This window comes from Mycobacterium sp. DL99, from assembly GCF_004762045.1.
GTDB lineage: Bacteria > Actinomycetota > Actinomycetes > Mycobacteriales > Mycobacteriaceae > Mycobacterium.
The window spans coordinates 4,085,428-4,101,730 of sequence record NZ_SJOM01000007.1; the positions used below are offsets into that span (position 1 = coordinate 4,085,428).

General features: G+C 66.1%; 16 protein-coding genes and 1 tRNA gene. 9 read left to right on the forward strand and 8 right to left on the reverse strand.

Going from position 1 to position 16,303, the window contains the following annotated elements; translation table 11 throughout:
- The first annotated feature begins 176 nt into the window (after positions 1-176).
- A complete protein-coding gene (locus tag EYZ64_RS20055) occupies positions 177-1,634 on the forward strand; it encodes an NHL repeat-containing protein (protein WP_167857890.1) in 1,458 nt (485 codons plus the stop codon).
- A gap of 61 nt (positions 1,635-1,695) precedes the next feature.
- On the opposite strand, the gene EYZ64_RS32090 is transcribed toward EYZ64_RS20055, so the two are convergent.
- The 3 genes from EYZ64_RS32090 to phoA all read right to left on the reverse strand — a co-directional run bounded on the left by EYZ64_RS32090 (position 1,696) and on the right by phoA (position 3,920).
- Entirely contained in the window at positions 1,696-1,836 is a 141-nt protein-coding gene (locus tag EYZ64_RS32090) for a hypothetical protein (protein ID WP_167857646.1), read from the reverse strand.
- 72 nt (positions 1,837-1,908) lie between these two features.
- The gene (locus tag EYZ64_RS20060) at positions 1,909-2,250 is read right to left on the reverse strand and encodes a hypothetical protein (RefSeq protein WP_135456038.1); all 342 of its coding nucleotides are present in this window, start codon (positions 2,248-2,250) and stop codon (positions 1,909-1,911) included.
- Positions 2,251-2,420: 170 nt separating this feature from the next.
- Positions 2,421-3,920, reverse strand: a complete 1,500-nt coding sequence (phoA, locus tag EYZ64_RS20065) for an alkaline phosphatase (RefSeq protein WP_135456040.1) — start codon at positions 3,918-3,920, stop codon at positions 2,421-2,423.
- A 259-nt stretch (positions 3,921-4,179) separates the two neighbouring features.
- On the opposite strand from phoA, the gene EYZ64_RS20070 reads away from it, so the two are divergent.
- The gene (locus tag EYZ64_RS20070; protein ID WP_286175071.1) at positions 4,180-4,668 is read left to right on the forward strand and encodes a hypothetical protein; all 489 of its coding nucleotides are present in this window, start codon (positions 4,180-4,182) and stop codon (positions 4,666-4,668) included.
- 173 nt (positions 4,669-4,841) lie between these two features.
- Positions 4,842-7,307, forward strand: coding sequence for a transglycosylase/D,D-transpeptidase PonA2 (ponA2, locus tag EYZ64_RS20075; RefSeq protein ID WP_167857891.1), 2,466 nt, complete (start codon positions 4,842-4,844; stop codon positions 7,305-7,307).
- Positions 7,308-7,322: 15 nt separating this feature from the next.
- Here the strand turns inward: ponA2 and EYZ64_RS20080 are convergent, their stop codons facing one another.
- Positions 7,323-7,904: a nucleoside deaminase gene (locus tag EYZ64_RS20080; protein ID WP_135456044.1), complete on the reverse strand. Its 582-nt coding sequence runs from the start codon at positions 7,902-7,904 to the stop codon at positions 7,323-7,325.
- A gap of 152 nt (positions 7,905-8,056) precedes the next feature.
- Here EYZ64_RS20080 and EYZ64_RS20085 point away from each other — a divergent pair, with 152 nt between their 5' ends.
- The gene (locus tag EYZ64_RS20085; RefSeq protein WP_090431476.1) at positions 8,057-8,212 is read left to right on the forward strand and encodes a hypothetical protein; all 156 of its coding nucleotides are present in this window, start codon (positions 8,057-8,059) and stop codon (positions 8,210-8,212) included.
- A gap of 126 nt (positions 8,213-8,338) precedes the next feature.
- Here the strand turns inward: EYZ64_RS20085 and EYZ64_RS20090 are convergent, their stop codons facing one another.
- Positions 8,339-9,148, reverse strand: coding sequence for a sensor domain-containing protein (locus EYZ64_RS20090; protein ID WP_353653685.1), 810 nt, complete (start codon positions 9,146-9,148; stop codon positions 8,339-8,341).
- 75 nt (positions 9,149-9,223) lie between these two features.
- Positions 9,224-9,297: transfer RNA gene (locus tag EYZ64_RS20095), tRNA-Ile, on the reverse strand.
- Positions 9,298-9,391: 94 nt separating this feature from the next.
- Between EYZ64_RS20095 and EYZ64_RS20100 the strand changes: the two genes are divergently transcribed.
- The 3 genes from EYZ64_RS20100 to EYZ64_RS20110 all read left to right on the forward strand — a co-directional run bounded on the left by EYZ64_RS20100 (position 9,392) and on the right by EYZ64_RS20110 (position 12,099).
- Positions 9,392-9,772: a phage holin family protein gene (locus EYZ64_RS20100; RefSeq protein WP_167857893.1), complete on the forward strand. Its 381-nt coding sequence runs from the start codon at positions 9,392-9,394 to the stop codon at positions 9,770-9,772.
- 17 nt (positions 9,773-9,789) lie between these two features.
- Positions 9,790-10,830 carry a threonine aldolase family protein gene (locus EYZ64_RS20105; RefSeq protein WP_210115540.1) on the forward strand — a complete coding sequence of 347 codons (1,041 nt, stop codon included), beginning with the start codon at positions 9,790-9,792 and terminating at the stop codon, positions 10,828-10,830.
- 69 nt (positions 10,831-10,899) lie between these two features.
- Positions 10,900-12,099 carry a serine hydrolase domain-containing protein gene (locus EYZ64_RS20110; RefSeq protein ID WP_135456046.1) on the forward strand — a complete coding sequence of 400 codons (1,200 nt, stop codon included), beginning with the start codon at positions 10,900-10,902 and terminating at the stop codon, positions 12,097-12,099.
- 123 nt (positions 12,100-12,222) lie between these two features.
- On the opposite strand, the gene EYZ64_RS20115 is transcribed toward EYZ64_RS20110, so the two are convergent.
- Positions 12,223-13,050 carry a carboxymuconolactone decarboxylase family protein gene (locus EYZ64_RS20115; protein ID WP_135460138.1) on the reverse strand — a complete coding sequence of 276 codons (828 nt, stop codon included), beginning with the start codon at positions 13,048-13,050 and terminating at the stop codon, positions 12,223-12,225.
- A 162-nt stretch (positions 13,051-13,212) separates the two neighbouring features.
- Between EYZ64_RS20115 and EYZ64_RS20120 the strand changes: the two genes are divergently transcribed.
- Positions 13,213-13,959 (forward strand): SDR family NAD(P)-dependent oxidoreductase, encoded by a 747-nt coding sequence (locus EYZ64_RS20120; RefSeq protein WP_135456048.1) that lies wholly within the window; start codon positions 13,213-13,215, stop codon positions 13,957-13,959.
- Positions 13,960-14,023: 64 nt separating this feature from the next.
- Positions 14,024-14,854, forward strand: a complete 831-nt coding sequence (locus EYZ64_RS20125; protein ID WP_135456050.1) for an LLM class F420-dependent oxidoreductase — start codon at positions 14,024-14,026, stop codon at positions 14,852-14,854.
- Here the strand turns inward: EYZ64_RS20125 and EYZ64_RS20130 are convergent.
- Positions 14,851-16,299 carry a dihydrolipoyl dehydrogenase family protein gene (locus tag EYZ64_RS20130; RefSeq protein WP_135460139.1) on the reverse strand — a complete coding sequence of 483 codons (1,449 nt, stop codon included), beginning with the start codon at positions 16,297-16,299 and terminating at the stop codon, positions 14,851-14,853. The genes EYZ64_RS20125 and EYZ64_RS20130 overlap by 4 nt on opposite strands.
- Positions 16,300-16,303: the final 4 nt, after the last annotated feature.

Sequence of the window (16,303 nt, forward strand, 5' to 3'; positions counted from 1 at the left end):
GCATCTCGTCGTCAAGCGGCCTGACCCTGTGGTCCAATCAGCCCGGATTCACTGCCCAGCAACCTGCAGAGGTCACTGATATGACCACACTGCCAAGCCCACACCGGCCGTCGCGCTGTGCCCGACGTCGACCGAAGTTGGGATCGGTCACCGCCGCACCACCTTTTGCTTCACGCATGAGCAGGACCGGACGCCGCGACGGGCTACAGGCGGTCGCGTTGATCTCGTCGGCGTTCGCGGCAGCCGCCCTCGCCGCGTGTACCACCAGCACCACAGGGACGGGACCGACGACACCCACCCTGGGCACCGCCGTCGTCACCGCACCGGCGCCCACGGCACAGGCCCGCGCCTGCGAGGTCAACCCGGAATCTGCGCCGATCCCCAGCGCCGAGACCCTTGAACCGGTTCCGCCGATCGGCCGGATCTCGGTGGCGCTGAAGGGCTTGCCCACCGCCACGATCGTCCCTGGCGCGGCACCCACCGAGGTCGAGGTCGATTTGTGCAACAACTCTGCCGTCGACTACCCCGAGGTGGGTGTGGTGGTGGTCCTGGAACGGTGCAGTTGCGCCACCTCACCCAACGGGATACCCGCAGGCACCATCGAGCGTTTCGACCCGGCCACCGACACATGGATCGCGTTGGAGCACCCGGGGATCACCACGGGCATGGACTATCTCGCGCTGTTCACTAACGTGCGCGCGCTGCCCAAGGGTGCGGACCTGACCCTGAAATATCGGGTCGCCCTGGACAAATCGATGACCGCAGGCAAGGGCGGCGTTCAGGCTGTGGCGGTAACCCCGAAGCCGCTCGTCCAACTCGGCCGGGCCGACCTGCCGTTCACGGTCGTCACGGGCTCCCCTTCTGCGGCGCCCGCACCGACTCCGCCGTCGAGGCAATCGGTGCTGCCGTTCACCGGCCTGACCTATCCCGGCAGCCTGGCCGCCGACAGCGCGGGCGATGTGTACGTGTCCGATACGCGCGGGCACCGGGTGGTGAAGCTGGCCGCCGGATCGCAGGATCAAACCGTCCTGGGGTTCAACGGCATTCAGAGCCCAGGGGGTATCGCGGTCGACAGCGACGGCAACGTCTACGTCGCCGATTTCCAGAACCACCGGGTGGTGCGTCTCGACGCCACGACCGACGAGCAGACCGTGGTGCCGTTCAAGGGCCTCGACAATCCCCGGTATTTGGCGGTCGACAAGGCAGGGACCGTCTATGTCACCGATTCTGGCCGGGGTGTCCTCAAATTGACTGCAGCGAACGAACAGTCGAAGCTGCCGTTCACCGACCTCACCTGGCCCGGCGCCGTCGCGGTCGACGGTGCGGGCGACGTCTTCGTCGCCGATCCCAGTGCGGACCGGGTAGTGAAATTGGCGGCCAGGACCGACGAGCAGAGCACGCTGTCGGTCGGCGGCCTCGACGATGCCCTCGCGGTCGATGCAACCGGTGACGTGTACCTCACCGACGCAGTCAACAAGCGGATCCTGAAAGTCGCGGCCGGGACCACCGAGCCGACCGAGGTACCTGCGGCCGGACTCAACTCCCCCACTGACGTCGCCGTGGACGGTGCCGGCAATGTGTACGTCATCGACAACAGCGGATTCGGCCAGATCGTGAAACTGGCAGCCGGCTGATGTACCGCCGCCGGCGGCGGCTTGACCATGGACCGGGACGGTCTGGCGGCGCCGTCCTGAGTCACCGGGTGAGCAGCGCCGCTTCCTGTGGGGTGACCAAGCGCTCCTGCCTGGCGGGATAACGCCGGCTCTTGATGGGGCACCGGATCAGCGAGAGGGCGATCCGCGCGGTGCGGGTGTCAACTGTTCGACTGATGTCCACGGCGGTTCGCTCCGTTCCGCTGATTGATCGTTCTTGGCTGTGTCGGATACACGGTTCGTGGGCGCATTGGGTTCACGGCTCCCCGGGAAGCATTGGTACCCCGGGGATCATCGGATAGGCACCGGTCGGTTGTTCGACGAGGCCGGTCGGTGGTTGGACGGCGGCCGGCCCTCCGAGACCGGGCTGAGCACTCTTGCCTCCGGTCAGGATCGACAGCAGCGATGCGTAGTCGTCGATGGCATTGACCAACGCACCGGGATCGAACGGCACCGCGGGTGCCTGGTCGTCGGTGGGCAGCGGCGTCCGAGGCGTGGCCGCCGCCAATCCGTTGCTCACCGTCAGGACCGCCAGCGCACCGACGGCGCTCAACGCCGCATACCCGAGTAGCCGGCCCAATGTGGTTGACGCAGACATGATGGCCTCCCCGATCTGACGTGAGTGCATTTGTTGCACTTGAGTCACTTGGGAAACACTGGTCTGCAACGGTCACATTTGGGCCACGACACCGTCACAAATCGCACCCTATGGCGTGGCTTGGTCTTTGCCAGGCAGCAGCTGTGAGAGTCTGCCGCGCTCGCGGCAGGTCAGTTCTCCTTCAGCCCCAGCGCCCGGGTCATCGTGAAGAACAGGTCCGTCTGATCACTCAAGCCGACGATGTTCGCCGCGCCGGGGCCGTAGGCAGCAATGCGCAGCTGGGATCCGGTGTGGCCCTGGTCCATCGCGTCGAGGTTGTCCGACGTGCCGTAGGAGACGGTCAGGTCCTGACCGTCCTTGCTGCGCAGCACCCGTGTCAGGCCCGGGTAGATGGCGTCGCGGGTGACCTCGAAGGGCAGCTTGGCCTCGGCGGCCGCGTCACGGACGTCCTCCACGCTCATGGACTCCACGATCTGGCTGCTGTGGGCATGGTCGGCGGTGACGATGACCAGGGTGTCCTTGTTTTCCCTGGCGAAGTCGAGGGCCACCTTGGCGGCCTCGTCGAGGTCGACGGTCTCGCCGATCTGCCCGCACGGGTTGGCGGCATGGTCCTGCTTGTCGATCGAGGCGCCCTCGACCTGCAGGAAGAATCCGTCCTCGTCACCCTTGAGCAGATCGATGGACTTCTTGGTCATGGCCGCCAGCGTGGGCACCGATGCGCCGCGGTCCGCATTGTCCTTGCACTCGACGGCAGGCTCCAGATAGCCGCCCTTGCCGGCAACCGGTCCGCTCCAGCGGGTCGGCATGTTGCCCTCGGCGAACAGGCCGAGCAGCGGGGCATCCTGGTCCGCCGTGTTCGCCTTGTCGAGTTCGTCGGCGGTGCGCACGATGGCGAAGCCGCGCTCCTTGGCCTGAACTTCCAACGTCTTGCCTTGGTAATCACCGGCTTTGGCGACCTGGGCGAAGGTTTCGGCGCCGCCGCCCATCACCACGTCGGCACGCGTTGCCAGCAGCTGCTCGGTGATCGAGCCGTTGCCACCCTTCTCCAGCGCGTTGGTCGGACACTTCTCGGTGGTCTCGTCGGGCCCGTAGCACTTCCGCCCGGTGACGTGGGCGAGCTGGACCGCGGGGGTGGCGTCCTGGATCTCGGAGGTGGTGATGTCGCCGGTGGCCTTGCCGGACTCCTTCGCCAGCTGGAGCAGGGTCTTCTGCTCCTTGCCGTGGATGTCCACCGCGATCGCGCCGTTATAGGTCTTGGTGCCGGTGGCCCAGGCCGATCCGCTGGCGGCCGAGTCGGTCACGTAGGTCGGCTTGCCGTTCTTGTCCAGGGAGTAGTGGGTGTACTGCCCGGTCAACGGGAACGCGTCCAGCCCTGGGAAGGCACCGCCGGCGCCGTGGGCGTAATTGCGGGCCACGGTGATCTCCGAGTCGCCCATACCGTCACCGATCAGCAGGATGACGTTCTTGGCGCCGGTGTTCTTGATGGAGTCGGCGATGAGTGCGGCGCGATCGTCGCCGGCCCGGGTGGCGCCGCCGTGCTCGGAGAGGGTGCCTTTCGCGGCGGGGTCCAGCACCGGAAGGGACGCGTTGTCGTTCTTGCTTCCGCTGCAGGCCGCAGCCAGAGCTGCCGTACACACCAACGCCGTCACCACGTACCGCCTGCGAGTCATCCATGTCTCCGTATCGTCATCGCCATCGTCTCCGTCGAGCCCACACATGGTTGAAGCCCCATATGAACCAGCGTTTGCCCGACAGCCGACACCCGGGTAACGGCAATCAAACAGATAGTCGGGCTATCGGGGCCGACGGTTGCGGCAACAGGCACGACACGTATTTGCAATCGGAACTACGTGGGCATTTGTCGCACCAATATCGTCCAACCGCCTTTGCCCGCGTTGGTACCGTGCGGCAAGACGAACGGGGATGCCGATGACGAAGCACACCACAACCTGCCTGATGGGGGCAATGGCGATCGGCCTGGCCGCCACCGCGTGCAGCCCGGTGACCGAGAAGGCCGAGGCCACGACCACGACAGCGCCCCCGACCACCACTGTCACCACCACCGCGGCTGCAAGCGGGGAATCACTGACGTCGCTGTTGCCAACCCCGGCCGACGTCCAGCAGACCAAAGGGCCCGACGACATCGCCGACGGCGGAATTCACCTGCATTACCAGGTCAACGGCACGCCCGATGCCGTGATGACCGGGTACAAGAACGCGCTGCAGGGCAAGGGCTGGGCCCTCACCACGATCATCTCCTCCAGCGGCGGCGGGGGCGGTGGGGCGACCTACACCGGCACGCACGGCGACGCCTACGGCGTGTTCGACGGCGGTGGATATGCCAACACCACCTACATCGACGTGTGCACCTGGCCCGCCAAGCCGGCGAATCCCAACTGCAGTCGCGGCGATCGTTAGCGACGCCCTTCGGCGCCAGTTGCGCAACGGGCTGCCGACGCACCGAGGCAGCGAGCTGACCTTGGCCTGCGGCACACAAGTTGACTTTCTGGGGTTACTGAAATCCACACGCCGCCAACGTGTTGCGTGCGATTTCCACATCGCTGACCGGTGACGGCTTTACGCTAGAGGGCATGTCCGGCCCGCCCGCGGGTTCGCGGTCCACGGTTGCCAAGCTGGCCATGCACTGTGTGCTGGCCGGATTGCTCGCGGCGGTGTTGATGTTCCCCGTCGTCGGCGGTATCGGGATCATGACGGCGCGGCTATCCGACACGGTGGCACAGGATTCCGCGGAAGTTCTCAAAGGGGACGCGCCGATCGTCACCACGATGGTCGACGCCTCGGGCCAGCCGATCGCATGGCTCTACGAACAGCGTCGGTGGGTGGTGCCCATCGATCGGATCGCCGACACCATGAAGCTGGCGATCGTGTCGGTGGAAGACAAGCGCTTCGCCGAGCACAGCGGGGTGGACGTCCAGGGAACACTGAACGGGCTCTTCGGTTACATGCGGGGAATCGACGATGTGCGCGGCGGGTCGACGATCGAGCAGCAGTACGTCAAGAACTACAACCTGCTGGTCAAGGCGAGAACCGATGCCGAGCGGCGGGCGGCAGTCGAGGTCAGCCCCGCCCGCAAGCTCCGGGAGATCCGGATAGCGCTGGCGATGGACAAGACCCTCCCGAAGGGGGAGATCTTGGCCCGGTATCTGAACCTCGTGTCGTTCGGCAACGGCGCCTTCGGGGTTCAGGACGCGGCGCGCACCTACTTCGGTGTCGATGCCGCGGACCTCACGTGGCCGCAGGCCGCCCTGTTGGCCGGTGTGGTGCGGTCCACCAGCGCGCTGAACCCCTACACCAACCCGGACGGCGCCCTCGCCCGGCGCAACCTCGTGCTCGACACCCTGATCGACTATCTGCCGGACCGGGCCGAAGAGCTGCGCGCCGCGAAGGCGACGCCGCTGGGTGTGCTCCCCCAGGCCGACCCGCTTCCGCAGGGCTGCATCGCCGCGGGCGACCGCGCCTTCTTCTGCGAGTACGTCCTGAATTACCTGGCGCGCGCCGGCCTGACCATGCAGGACGTCGCGCGCAACGGGTATCTGATCCGCACCACGCTGAATCCCAAGGTTCAGGACAGTGTCAATGCGGCCATCCTGAAGTATGCAGACCCCAACGCCCCCGGGGTCGCGAGCGTGATGAGCGTGATCACGCCGGGCAAGGACACCCACCGGGTGATCGCGATGGGCGACAGCCGCACGTACGGACTCAACCTCGATGCCAACCAGACCGTGCAGCCGCAACCCTTTTCGCTGGCCGGTGACGGCGCCGGGTCGATATTCAAGATCTTCACCACGGCCGCCGCTCTCGATATGGGAATGGGCATCAACGCTCAACTCGATGTCCCCGGAACATTCATGGGCAAGGGCCTGGGAAGCAGCGACACCCCCGGTTGCCCCAAGGAAACCTGGTGTGTTCGCAACGCGCACGGCTTCAAGAGCCCGCTGAGTGTCACCGACGCCCTCGCGCAATCGCCCAATACCGCGTTCGCCAAACTCATCTCACAGATCGGGGTGCCGCGTGCGGTGGACATGGCAGTCCGATTGGGATTGCGGTCCTATGCCGAACCGGGCAGTGCCCGCGATTACAACCCCGACTCCAACGAGAGCATCGCCGATTTCGTCAAGCGGCAGAACATCGGATCCTTCACCCTCGGTCCACTCGAGCTGAACGCACTCGAGCTGGCGAATGTCGGGGCGACGCTTGCCTCCGGCGGCACCTGGTGCCCACCGAACCCGATCGACAAGATCTTCGATCGGAACGGCCGCGAGGTGGGTGTGCAGACCGTCCCCTGTGACCGGGCGGTACCCGAAGGCCTTGCCAACACGTTGGCCAACGCGCTGGCCAAGGATCACTCGAGCGGAACCGCCGCCGGCGCAGCGAGTTCGGTCGGCTGGAAACTGCCGATGTCCGGGAAGACCGGCACCACCGAGGCCCACCGGTCATCGGGCTTCGTCGGTTTCACCAATCGGTACGCGGCCGCGAACTACGTCTTCGATGACTCCTCGAACCCGTCGGGGCTGTGCTCGTACCCCTTGCGCAAATGCGGTGACGGCACCCTGTTCGGCGGTACGGAGCCGGCTTTGACCTGGTATGCCGCAATGAGTCCCATCGCCGACGACTTCGGCCCCGTGGCCCTGCCTCCTACCGATCCGCGCTATGTGGACGGCGGCCCCGGCGGCGAAGTGCCGAGTGTGACCGGAATGAAGTTCGATGACGCGCGTAAGCGCTTGCTGGACGCCGGTTTCCGCGTCGCCGACAAACCCACGCCCGTCAACAACGACGCGACCAAGGGTTCGGTGGTCGGGACAACGCCGAGCGGCAGGACCATTCCCGGCTCGATCATCACGATCAACACCAGCACTGGCTATGTGCCTCCGCCGCCGCCGGTCTATGTTCCCGGCCCCGACATTCCGCCGCCACCAATGCTCAATGAGCTGGGGCCTCCCCCGCCGCCCAACGTCATCGAGATCCCCGGGCTGCCACCGATAACCCTGCCGGCCCCGCCTCCTCCGCCGCCACCGCCCGCACCGCCACCGGCATGACAACGAGGCCTGGCGCTAATGCCAATAACCCTCATGGGGTTGTGCCGCTTCATCTTCGATCAGCGGTCCGATCACCGTGATCTCACGCTGGCCGTGCAGAAGAATGTCCCGGCATGGCAGCGCGAACGAGCCCTGCTTCGGGTTGTCGCCCGTGAACTCGAACAGGCGACCCACCGACAGGCCATAGACGACCCTGCCGACCCCCGTCCAGTAGGCGGCCCCGGAGCACATGACACACGGCTCGGTGCTGGCATACAGAGTCGCGTGATTCATCGCATCGGTGCCCAATACACGCCATGCCTCCGCGGAGGCCGTCAGCTCAGCGTGCTGGGTCGGGTCACCATCAGTCAGTGCCGATGTGTTGGCGCGCTCGACAACCGCCATGCCGTCGGCATCGGCGACCAGCGCACCGTAGGGCGCGCTGCCGCTCCGCCGGGCGTCCTGCGCCAAGGCGAAAGTGCGCCGCAACAGCGCAAGGTCGACGTCACTGGGCGCAGGCTCGGCGTGAGTCTGTCCGGTACCGACGGCCGTTACCCCGGCCAGTCCGACCAACGCTCCCGCTCCGAGCAACACCGTCCGCCGGTGCAGATTCGCCATGGTCGAGGATGCTATCGCCCAAAGATGGGGGTTGACCTCGGAATTCGGCGCACGGCTCTGGGCTGGCGGGGCTGCACGTTTGAAAATCGACGAATTTGGCAATTACTTCGGGCGACAGACCCGAGAGGTTTCCTACGTCGAACGGATTGACCATGATCGTGCTCGGCATCATTCTTCTGTTGATCGGCTACTTCGCCGGCATCTCGATCCTGTACACGATCGGCGGCATCCTCCTGGTGATCGGGATCATCCTGTGGATCCTCGGAGCCGTCGGACGTCCGGTCGGCGGGCGAAAGGTCTGGTTCTAGTACGCCCTGCCCAGAACTGTGCCGCGATTCCCCGCCGACGGTCATATGGGCCGTACATATTGATACACAACTGATTTCAGCAGATCGGGCCAACTCAGCACGCGAATGACGCACCCCGGCAGGGAATCACGAAACAATAGGCGGTGCATCGATCCGCGCGGAGATCTGTTTGACGATCTTGACAGCCGAATCGGCCGGGTTGGCGCTGCAGGTGTTGACGTCGACCACGATGTTGTTGTTCGCGGTCAACGCCCGACCGCAAGCCCACCCGCCTGCCTTGGCGTTGGACTGGGTTGTCACCGTGCTCAACACGCCACCTTCGGTGGACATGGGTCCCACGTCCCACAGAGTGCCGGTCTGGGTGTGGGTGTAGCGCTTGCACGCCGGCCACTGTTGTACCGAGGAGTCATAGAACGCCTTGGCCTGATCAGCGTCCGCGAATCGAACCACCGCCTGCTTGGCGTAGTGAGTGAGGACGTCCGGCTCCCCCAACGTCACCTCTTGCTCGTCGGTGAAGCCACTGTCGGCATACACGGGCGCCTGTGCGGCACCGTCGACCGCGAGGCACTCGCGGGGTGCCATCGTCCGGCTGTCGTCAGACATTTGCGAGTCGGTACCCGTGACGGCCATTCCCCCTGCGGCCAATACCGCGTTGATCTGTTCTGCCGAAAGCAACAATCGGGGCAGCGTTTTCTGCCTCAGTGGCGTCGGAGGAAACGACGTGATCATCGGCGTGGTCGGCGTATTCTCCGCCGCTTGTTCCGTTGATTGACCGCAGCCCGCGGCAAGGGCGCAAGCAGCGACGATGGTGACCGTGGTGATCGCAATGCGCATTCGTCGTTCCCCCATTTCTGCGCCGGCACATCTGGTCACGGTGTGTTGACCCGTAATGGATAAATCCAGGGAAACAGCGAAGGCACACTTCACGCAGAACATTTGTCATAACGGTCGAAGACTTTCCGAAACCGTTACCGAAACACCATCAATCTCGATGTCGGAGAGGCTGTTGAGTGGGGCGGGCGGGGCTCGAACCCGCGACCAAGGGATTATGAGTCCCCGGCTCTGACCAACTGAGCTACCGCCCCCGGGCGCATCTGCGCCGCAATATGGTCGCACACGCTGCAGGCACAGACGCCAATCAGGGGCCACAGGCAGGCCCGGCGCGGATACGCTCACCCCATGATCCGCTTTCTGCTGCGCATAGCGATCTTCCTGGGCTCATCGGCCATCGGGTTGCTCGTCGCCGCCTGGCTGGTTCCCGGGGTCTCGGTGTCGGCGTGGGGCTTCATCACCGCGGTGGTGATCTTCGCCGTCGCACAGGCGATCCTGTCGCCGTTCTTCCTCAAGATGGCCAGCCGCTACGCGTCGGCATTCCTGGGTGGCATCGGGTTGGTCTCCACCCTGATCGCGCTGGTCCTGGCCTCGGCGCTCACCCACGGCCTCAGCATCCGCGGCATCGGCTCCTGGATCGCCGCCACGGTGGTGGTCTGGCTGGTCACCGCCGTGGCCACGGTGGTGTTGCCGGCGCTGTTCATCAAGAAGAAGGTCGCCTCGAAGTAACGCTTGCCGGTGGGATCATGGCGAACGTGCCTTCTCATGCGTTCGCCTCGGACAACGCCGCACCCGCACACCCGACGGTGATCGACGCGATCGTCGCGGCCAACGACGGTGCCGTCGCCTCCTACGGGAACGATCCCGTCACCCAGCGCGCGGCCGGGGCCATCAAGACAGCGTTCGACTCCCCCGACGCCGAGGTGCTGTTCGCGCTCACCGGCACGGCGGCCAACGTCATCGCGCTGGCCTCCGCCGTGCGGCCGTGGCAGGAGATCCTGTGCAGCGATATCGCGCACTCATTGGTCGACGAGGCCGGCGGCCCCGTCCGCCTCGCCGGTGCCCCGGTGACAAGGCTGCCTAGCGACAACGGTCTGATCGTCCCGGCCGCGCTCGACACCGCGGTGGCACGCCGCGGGCCGGTGCACCACTCACAGCCGCGCATCGTCACCATCACCCAGTCCACCGAGAACGGCCGCGTCTGGACGCCGCAAGCCGTCAAGGACTTCATCGACCACGCCCACGATCTCGATCTGCTCGTCCACATCGACGGCTCCCGCCTCGGCAATGCGATTGCCGCGCTGGATGTCTCTCCCCCGGCCGCCATCGCCGATGCGGACATCGTCACGGTCGGCGGCACCAAGAACGGCATGTTGATGGGCGACGCGATCCTGGTGCGCCGCCCCGAGTTGTTCGATGGAATTCACTTCGTGCAGAAGCAGATCGGTCAGCTTGCCAGCAAGCAACGTTTCATCGCGGCTCAGTTCGAGGCGATCATGCGCGACGAGTTGTGGCTGCGGACGGCCGGCCACGCCAACCGGATGGCCACCCGGCTCAGCGCGGGCTTCCAGACACTCGGCCTGACGTTGACCGCCCCCACGGAAGCCAACGAGATATTCGTCGACCTCGATTCCACTGCCTACGACGCGGTCTCGGCCGGCTATGCCGTCCACCGCCCCGACCCGTTGCTGCCCACGGTGCGGTTCGTCTGTTCGTGGGCGACCACCGAAGCCGAAGTCGACGGCGTTCTGGAATTGCTCGCGCCGTTTGCGACGGGAGTGCTGTGATTTCGGCGAGCGCACAACCGTGAGGTCGAAAACGGCGTAACCCAGCGCACCAAGCGAGACGATGAAGCGATGAAGGCGTCGCGCCTGATCGTGGCAACGGCATTGGCCATCGTGGGCTGTTCAGCGCCCGCCCCACCTGCCCTCAAATCCATCGACGGCGACCGCTTTCAGACGATCGTGGAGAACGCCGCCACCACGCTGCGCGTGCCGGGGGCATTGGTGTTGCTGCAGACCCCGCAGGGCACCTTCATCGCCCAGGCCGGAACCACCGAACTGGGGACAAGCTCACCGCCGCAATCCGATACCCGCTTCCGGGTCGCGTCCAACACCAAGACCATGACGGCCGCTCTGATCCTGCTGCTGGCCCAGGACGGCAAGGTCACGCTGAACGATCCGATCTCGGAGTATGTGCCCCACGTCCCCAACGGCAGCGCCATCACCCTGGCCGATCTGCTGACGATGCGCAGCGGGCTGTACTGCTACACGTTCGACCCCGAACTCTCCGCCCAGCTCGACGCCGACCCGGCCAAGGCCTGGACCCCGGCACAGGTGCTGGCCATCGCGTTCTCCCATCCACCGAATGCGCCACCCGGCACCACGTATGAATACTGCAACACCAACTACGCGCTGCTGGGCCTGGTCGCGGAGAAGGCCGGTGGCTCGCCACTGGCCGAGCAGTTCACCCGTCGCTTGTTCAGTCCGCTCGGCATGCACGACACCACGTTGCCCGCGGCAAACGACACGTCCTTGCCGCAGCCCTACTCGCAGGGGTACATGTACGGAAAGACGTTGTACGCGTTGGTCGATGAGCCCTATCCAGCGGATCTGGTGGCAGCCGCGCGAGCCGGCACGCTGCAGCCGATCGACTACACCCATCAGAACCCGTCGTATGCCACCGCAGCCGGCGGTGCCATCTCCACCGCCGACGACCTGGCGATCTGGATCCGGGCGCTCGTCACCGGCGCTGTGTTCGACGACCAGTTCACCCAGCGATGGCGCGAGAGCCTGCGCCCCGAGGATCCGGACCACCCCGACGGCCAGCAGTACGGCTACGGCATCAGCTTTCAGCGATTCGGCCCGCACGCGGCGATGTACTACCACGGCGGCGAGATGCCGGGGTTCAACTCGTTCATCGGTGTGGATCCGGATAACGATGTGACGCTGGTGATCTGGACGAACCTGACACTGTCGCCGGAAGGCAAGACGACAGCCAATGCGCTGCTGCCCACGGTGCTCGACCAGGTTTACACCGGTTTGAACCTGGGCTAGCGGCCCGCGCCAGTGCAGTACGCCGATGCGGTTCACGCTCGTAACGTGGTGGCGAAAATTCGCGAGAATTTCCGCCACCACGTTACGTACGCGGAACCGTTGGGCCGCAACCCCAAACCGCGGCTAGCTGTAGATCGGCTGTCCGTCGGCGCCCAGCCGGTATTCCTCGGTGCCCTCGTCGATGCGCGCGGCATCCGCGCCCAATGCGACAGCAACCTTGTTGCACGCGTTGCGCATCACGTCGAGGGTCAACTCGATCGCCTCGGCCGGTGAAAAGTGTTGACGTAGTTCGTTACCAGACACCTGGGACGGGGTCCAGATGAGCGCGTCGACGTAGCGCAGCGCGGCTTTGTGTCGATCGGACAGGTCCGAGTTCTCGAAGTCGTCGATACCGTCGTAGTCGGACTCGGTGGCCCCGGCCTCCAGCGCCGCGGACTCCCGTAGCGACTTGCACAGCCGGCAGTTGTGCTGGCGGGCCCCGCGCAGCCGCACGATCTCGGAGGTCACCGGGTCCAGTTCGCGCATCCGGCCGACAGCGGGAACGAAGGTGTCCAGCACATAGTCCGCCGGATTGGTGTCGTGGTCCCAGTCGACGGGGCCGGCAGGCCAGTCCACGCCCAGGGCGGTCAGCCCGGCGCGCATCCGCGGCACGAAGTCCGCCACATAGATCAGCGTCGTCACCGTGAACACGTCACGTCCGAGAAGATCGGAGAACGCAGTCCGTTGCGCGTTGTTGATGCCGGTGACGTCGGTGCTGAACTGCTCGGCGAACTCGGTCACCATCGGGTCGACGGCACCGCCGCGGGTCTCGGCCGGCAGCGGCGGCAACCCCAGCGTCGAGGCACACACCTCACGCACCGCGGCATTGATAGCGCCCAGCCTCGGCGGCGATACCGCGACCAGACCCGTCAACTCAGTGAGCACATTGGCAGACACACCGGCAGTATCCATCAACACCGGCCACCCCGCGAGAAATCCGGCCGGGTCGTTCACCGCGGACCTAGAAGCTGTCCTTCTAGCTGCTAGAAGCAACCGCTCTGAGCAGCCGGAGTGCACGCCCCGCCGATCGCGTTGACCGAAGTGAAAGCAACCGACCGGGAAGGACGTCGAAACATGACCACAGAACTGTCCGGGGTTCACGCCCTAGTCACCGGCGCAACCAGCGGAATCGGCCGGGCCACCGCGATCGCCCTGGCCGAACGTGGCGCGGCGGTGGCCGTCTCAGGACGCAACGCCGAGCGTGGCGAGCAGGTGGTCCGGGAGATCGAAGCCGCCGGCGGTCGAGCAGTGTTCATCGCGAACGATCTGCACGACGCAGAGTCGGCCCGAGCCCTGGCCACCGAGGCGACCGCCCGGCTCGGCCAGGTCGATGTCCTGGTCAACAACGCCGGGGTGTACCCCTTCGGCCCGACGGAGTCGATGACGGAGAAAGACTTCGACTCCGTCTTCGACCTCAATGTCCGCGCCCCATACTTCCTGGTCTCCGAGCTCGCCCCACGGATGGCCGAACGAGGCAAGGGCGCGATCGTCAACCTCAGCACGATCGTTGCCGAGTACGGAAACGCCGGGACCAGCCTCTACGGGGCGAGCAAGGCCGCCGTCGAGTCTCTGACCAAGACCTGGGCGGCCGAGTACGGGCCGCGGGGCGTCCGCGTCAACGCGGTCCGCCCCGGTCCGGTGTACACCGAGGGCACCGCCGCGATGGGTGAGGGTCTTGACGAGTTGGTCGGCCCGGCACCCGCGGGTCGGCCGGGGCAACCCGACGAGATCGCCAATGCCATCGCCTTCCTGGTCAGCGACCAGTCCAGCTATGTCCACGGTGTCACTCTCTCGGTCGATGGCGGCCGCACCGCCGTCTGAACCGTTCACGGCCTGGGGCAGAACCACTTTGGCAAGACCACTTACGAAGCGAAGGCAGGACGAAATGTCTGATTCCACTACCGACAACCCCATCCGCATTGGCGTCCAGCTCTGGCAGGGCGGCACTCCCGACTACCGGACCTGGCGCGACGCGGTCATCACGGCCGAGCAGCTCGGCGCGGACGCAATCTTCGGCTACGACCATTTCCACAAGCCCGCGAGTGTCCTCACCTCCGACGGGCTGCCCGAACTGCTCCCGGAACAGCCCGACGTCAACAACTTCGAAGGCTGGACGGCGCTCGCCTCGTGGGGTGAGATCACCTCCCGCGCCGAGATCGGCCTGCTCGTCACGGGTGCGGGTTACCGCAACCCCGACCTGCTCGCCGACATGGCCCGAACGGTCGACCACATCAGCAATGGCCGGCTGATCCTCGGGCTCGGTTCCGGATGGTACGAAAAGGATTACACCGTATACGGATACGAGTACGGAACGGTCAAATCTCGCATGGACCTGTTCGAGAACAGCCTGGAGCGCATCACGCAGCGGCTGGCCAAGCTGATCCCGGCCCCCACTCGTGACATCCCTATCCTCATCGGCGGGATGGGCGTGCGTCGCACCCTGCCTCGGGTGGCGCGTTACGCCGACATCTGGCACACCTTCGCCAGTCCCGAGGAATACCAACGCAAGAACGCACTCCTCAAGGATCTGGCCCAGACCGCGGGGCGCGACGAATCCGTCATCGAACGTGCCGTGCACTGGACCGGCCGCGGCGACGCCGACACCTTCGCCGATATGGGCGTCACGTTGTTCACCACCGAAATCCATCCCGATGCCGACGGATTCGACTTCGGTGAGCTCAAGGACATGCTGGCCTGGCGCGACGCGCAGCGCTAGCTGGTCAGGCTGCGATATTCCTCCAGCAGCTTCAGCCACACCTCACTGATGGTCGGAAAGCACGGGACGGCGTGCCAGAGCCGATCGACGGGCACCTGCCCGGCCACCGCGACCGTCGCCGAGTACAACAACTCGGCGACCCCCGGTCCGACGAACGTGACGCCCAGCACCGCACCCGTGTCCGTCTCGACCACCATCCGCGCCCGTCCCGTGTACCCGTCGGCGAAGAAGTTCGCACCGGGTACCGCGGCGCCCATATCGATGTCGACCACGACGACCGAGCGCCCGTCGTTCTCGGCCTGCGCGGCGGTGATCCCGACCGAGCCGGCCTCCGGATCGGTAAAGAACACCTGCGGGACGGCGTGCAGATCGGCTGTGGTGGCGTGTTTCTCCCACGCCCCATCCGCAACCGGGGTTCCGGAGGCACGTGCCGCGATGGCGCCGGCGGCCATGCGGGCCTGGTACTTGCCCTGGTGAGTCAGCAATGCCCGGTGGTTCACGTCGCCGAGCGCGTACAACCATCCGTCGGAGACCCCCGACACCAGACAGGTGGCATCGACGTCCAACCAGTCGCCCGGGGTCAGGCCCACCGTCTCCAAGCCGATCTCGCCGGTGTTGGGGGTCCGGCCGGTCGCGAAGAGAGTCTCGTCGGCCTCGATGGACTCGGTCGCCCCGGTTGCCTTGTCCAGGATCTCGATCGTGACGGGACCGTCGCGGTCTGGACGCCGCAACCCGGTGACCGAGACACCGGTCCGCACCGTCACGCCAGACTCTGTGAGGCCGTCCCGGACCAGCTCACCGACGAACGGTTCCATTCTCGGGAGCACGACGGGTCCCCGGACCAGCAGCGTCACCGCCGATCCCAGGCTCTGCCACGCGGTCGCCATCTCCACCCCGACGCCGCCCGCGCCCACCACGACCAGCCGGGCCGGTACGGCCCCGCTGTCGGTGGCCCTGCGGTTGGTCCAGGGCTGGGCCTCGGCGACACCCGGGATATCGGGAACGGCCGCAACACTGCCCGTACAGATGGCCACGGCGTGACGCGCTGTCAGTGTCACCGGCTCGGCGCCGTCGGATCTCACCACCACCCGGCGAGGGCCGCTCAACGCGGCGTGACCACGGAACAGATCGGCACCGATTCCCTTGACCCAGCCCGCCTGCCCGCTGTCGTCCCAGTCGGTGACATAACGGTTGCGGCGGGCGAACACGCCCGCGGCATCCACCTCGCCGACGACAGCCTGCCGGGCGCCGTCCACCCGGCGCGCATCGGCCACTGCACCGCCCGGGCGCAACATCGCCTTGCTCGGCACACAACCCCAGTACGAGCACTCGCCCCCGACCAGCTCCCGCTCGGTCACCGCAGCACTCAAGCCCGCGGACCGAACCCGTTGTGCCGCAGTCTGTCCCACCGGACCCGCGCCCAGGATGACCACGTCGTACTCCATCGAG

Excerpts from the sequence above, each read along its gene's own strand:
- EYZ64_RS20055 (WP_167857890.1), top strand. The coding sequence starts at position 177 with ATGAGCAGGACCGGACGCCGCGACGGGCTACAGGCGGTCGCGTTGATC.
- EYZ64_RS20060 (WP_135456038.1), bottom strand. The coding sequence starts at position 2,250 with ATGTCTGCGTCAACCACATTGGGCCGGCTACTCGGGTATGCGGCGTTG.
- phoA (WP_135456040.1), bottom strand. The coding sequence starts at position 3,920 with ATGACTCGCAGGCGGTACGTGGTGACGGCGTTGGTGTGTACGGCAGCT.
- EYZ64_RS20070 (WP_286175071.1), top strand. The coding sequence starts at position 4,180 with ATGACGAAGCACACCACAACCTGCCTGATGGGGGCAATGGCGATCGGC.
- ponA2 (WP_167857891.1), top strand. The coding sequence starts at position 4,842 with ATGTCCGGCCCGCCCGCGGGTTCGCGGTCCACGGTTGCCAAGCTGGCC.
- EYZ64_RS20080 (WP_135456044.1), bottom strand. The coding sequence starts at position 7,904 with ATGGCGAATCTGCACCGGCGGACGGTGTTGCTCGGAGCGGGAGCGTTG.
- EYZ64_RS20085 (WP_090431476.1), top strand. The coding sequence starts at position 8,057 with ATGATCGTGCTCGGCATCATTCTTCTGTTGATCGGCTACTTCGCCGGC.
- EYZ64_RS20090 (WP_353653685.1), bottom strand. The coding sequence starts at position 9,148 with ATGTTCTGCGTGAAGTGTGCCTTCGCTGTTTCCCTGGATTTATCCATT.
- EYZ64_RS20100 (WP_167857893.1), top strand. The coding sequence starts at position 9,392 with ATGATCCGCTTTCTGCTGCGCATAGCGATCTTCCTGGGCTCATCGGCC.
- EYZ64_RS20105 (WP_210115540.1), top strand. The coding sequence starts at position 9,790 with ATGGCGAACGTGCCTTCTCATGCGTTCGCCTCGGACAACGCCGCACCC.
- EYZ64_RS20110 (WP_135456046.1), top strand. The coding sequence starts at position 10,900 with ATGAAGGCGTCGCGCCTGATCGTGGCAACGGCATTGGCCATCGTGGGC.
- EYZ64_RS20115 (WP_135460138.1), bottom strand. The coding sequence starts at position 13,050 with ATGGATACTGCCGGTGTGTCTGCCAATGTGCTCACTGAGTTGACGGGT.
- EYZ64_RS20120 (WP_135456048.1), top strand. The coding sequence starts at position 13,213 with ATGACCACAGAACTGTCCGGGGTTCACGCCCTAGTCACCGGCGCAACC.
- EYZ64_RS20125 (WP_135456050.1), top strand. The coding sequence starts at position 14,024 with ATGTCTGATTCCACTACCGACAACCCCATCCGCATTGGCGTCCAGCTC.
- EYZ64_RS20130 (WP_135460139.1), bottom strand. The coding sequence starts at position 16,299 with ATGGAGTACGACGTGGTCATCCTGGGCGCGGGTCCGGTGGGACAGACT.